The sequence below is a fragment of the Desulfofundulus sp. genome (assembly GCF_049701015.1).
Classification (GTDB): domain Bacteria; phylum Bacillota; class Desulfotomaculia; order Desulfotomaculales; family Desulfovirgulaceae; genus Desulfofundulus.
The window spans coordinates 1-1,844 of record NZ_JBNATZ010000368.1 but is presented as its reverse complement, the minus strand read 5'-3'; the positions used below and the strand labels follow the sequence as shown (position 1 = coordinate 1,844).

At 52.7% G+C, this 1,844-nt stretch carries 4 protein-coding genes and 1 pseudogene; 4 read left to right on the top strand and 1 reads right to left on the bottom strand.

The window, feature by feature from the left end; translation table 11 throughout:
• Positions 1 to 27 precede the first annotated feature (27 nt).
• The 4 genes from ACPLUI_RS14480 to ACPLUI_RS14465 are packed head-to-tail and all read left to right on the top strand — an operon-like array spanning position 28 to position 1,305.
• Positions 28 to 282: a hypothetical protein gene (locus ACPLUI_RS14480; protein ID WP_424660946.1), complete on the top strand. Its 255-nt coding sequence runs from the start codon at positions 28 to 30 to the stop codon at positions 280 to 282.
• An 18-nt stretch (positions 283 to 300) separates the two neighbouring features.
• Complete coding sequence (locus ACPLUI_RS14475) at positions 301 to 582, top strand: PC4/YdbC family ssDNA-binding protein (protein ID WP_424660945.1); 282 nt, start codon at positions 301 to 303, stop codon at positions 580 to 582.
• Between the two features lie 31 nt (positions 583 to 613).
• Entirely contained in the window at positions 614 to 937 is a 324-nt protein-coding gene (locus ACPLUI_RS14470; RefSeq protein WP_424660944.1) for a hypothetical protein, read from the top strand.
• A gap of 17 nt (positions 938 to 954) precedes the next feature.
• Entirely contained in the window at positions 955 to 1,305 is a 351-nt protein-coding gene (locus ACPLUI_RS14465; RefSeq protein WP_424660943.1) for a hypothetical protein, read from the top strand.
• A 270-nt stretch (positions 1,306 to 1,575) separates the two neighbouring features.
• On the opposite strand, the pseudogene ACPLUI_RS14460 reads toward ACPLUI_RS14465, so the two are convergent.
• Positions 1,576 to 1,683, bottom strand: a pseudogene (locus tag ACPLUI_RS14460) (transposase); the annotation flags it as partial.
• Positions 1,684 to 1,844: the final 161 nt, after the last annotated feature.

Below are 1,844 nucleotides of genomic sequence, written 5' to 3'. Positions count from 1 at the left end.
ATGCTGTACCTGTTCTGGGGCATCGCTTTGTGGTCGCGTGTCTCGGCGGCCGGGAAGCTGAGGGAAGCGCTGAACCTGTACGTGGTGGCGGAGCATTTGGGCGAGATCCCGCTGACGGAGACGGGGCTTGTCGACTGGCACCGGGCGATAGAGGCGTTCCGGCAGAAGGTGCACCAGGTGCCGGAGAGGCTGTACCTGCCGGTGCAGCGGTACCTGCACCGGTGCATGTTCGGTTCCGTGCGGGTGCTGTTTCTGCGTCCTGACTGGTGCGTGGTACTGTAAAAAGAAGGGGGGATGGGCGTGAGCAAACTGCAGGAGCTGGCGGCGGCCAGGGCTGCCGGTGGAGATGACGACAGTTTTTTTGCGGATGCCGAAGAACTGCTGGCGTTACCTAAGAGTGCCAGCACAGCAATAGCTTTAAGGAAAGGTTTGTACCGCGGGGAGCCGCACCTGGACCTGCGGGTGTTCGTCCTGAAGAGGGACGGCTCGGTGGTGCACACGAAGAAGGGCGTCCTGCTCACTCTTGACCAGGCCCGGCAGGTAGCCGAAAAGATACTGGAAGCCGTTGCGGGCAGCAGCTGACTGTCTTTTTTCGGAAGGGGGAATGGTTGCAGTGTCCAGGAGGAAAAAGGAGGACACAGAAATAGCGCTCCTGCACGTTTACGGCCAGCGCGCCTGGCACGACGACGTGTATATCGTCGGCAACAGGCAGGGCCTGGAAACGCTGCTTGCGGCCGTTAAACAGGCGCTCAAAGAAAGCCGGGGTGAGACTGACAGTGACGTTTTTACCGCTGACGGGGAAGGTTACAGCGTCATCGTGCTGCGCCAGGATGGTTCCTGGCCGGAAGGCTGGGCCCGCGTGGCGCTGCCCTACTGGGGGGATCACGCGCGGGACGAAAGGGAAGGCGTCCTCCGGCCGGGAAATTTGATCGGTTAGCGGAAAGGACGAGCAAAATGTCAGATTTGACAAAAGCTAAAAAATATCTGAAGGAAGTAGTACGGAATGCTTATTTTGACTGGGACAATCCTGCGCGGGATGTTTCGGCCAATCAGTTGCTCCTTATCCTGGTACGTTCTTTTGGCCTCACTCTTGAAGACGCCAGAAAGGTACTTCTGGAAACGGCTCAGGAGGAAGGATGGGGTATGATACGTCGTCCTTTTAATCGAGAACTGGCCTTGATGGACAATGTTTGCGGGGAGGAAGGGGAAAAGCGGATTCTAAACTGGTACTTGCTGGATGGAGAAGGTAATGTTATAGTAAGTTTTTACCGGACTGCGGGCAGTATTTTGCCGGCCAAGAGTTGAGACGACGTTATTTGGAGGTGCTTAAAGGTGGTGGAGCGGTCCAGGGGCCTGCTCTTTAAAGTTTCCTGAAAAGGAAAGGGGGAAGGCGGCGTTTCCTCACCTGAATGAATTCGGGTGTATCTATGCCGGGCTGATCATGAACAAAAATAATGATAAAACATGGGTATCGGAGTTAATTGGTAATAAAATAGCATTTGGCCTTACCAGTGGAGGAATAAGCTTTTTTGAGAAAAAACGAATCGTTAAGGTACTTTTTAACTAAGTGGTGGTATGAACCCCGTATTCCGATGATAACTGAGAGAAGGTTTTTTCTTCTTTGAGAATTTCCAGTACGATCTTGCTTTTGAATTCCGGCGAATATTGTTTGCGAACAGATATTTGGTTTTACCCCCCCCTTTTTCACTGTCTAAAATCCTGGGTCATTATAATAAGGTAAGGTATAATTAACTCGGCAACCTGCTCAGACGTGAGAAGCAGGGGCTTTACCGTACCCTCGGGAATTAAAAAAAAATGTCACAATAATGCTCAAATTCGACCGC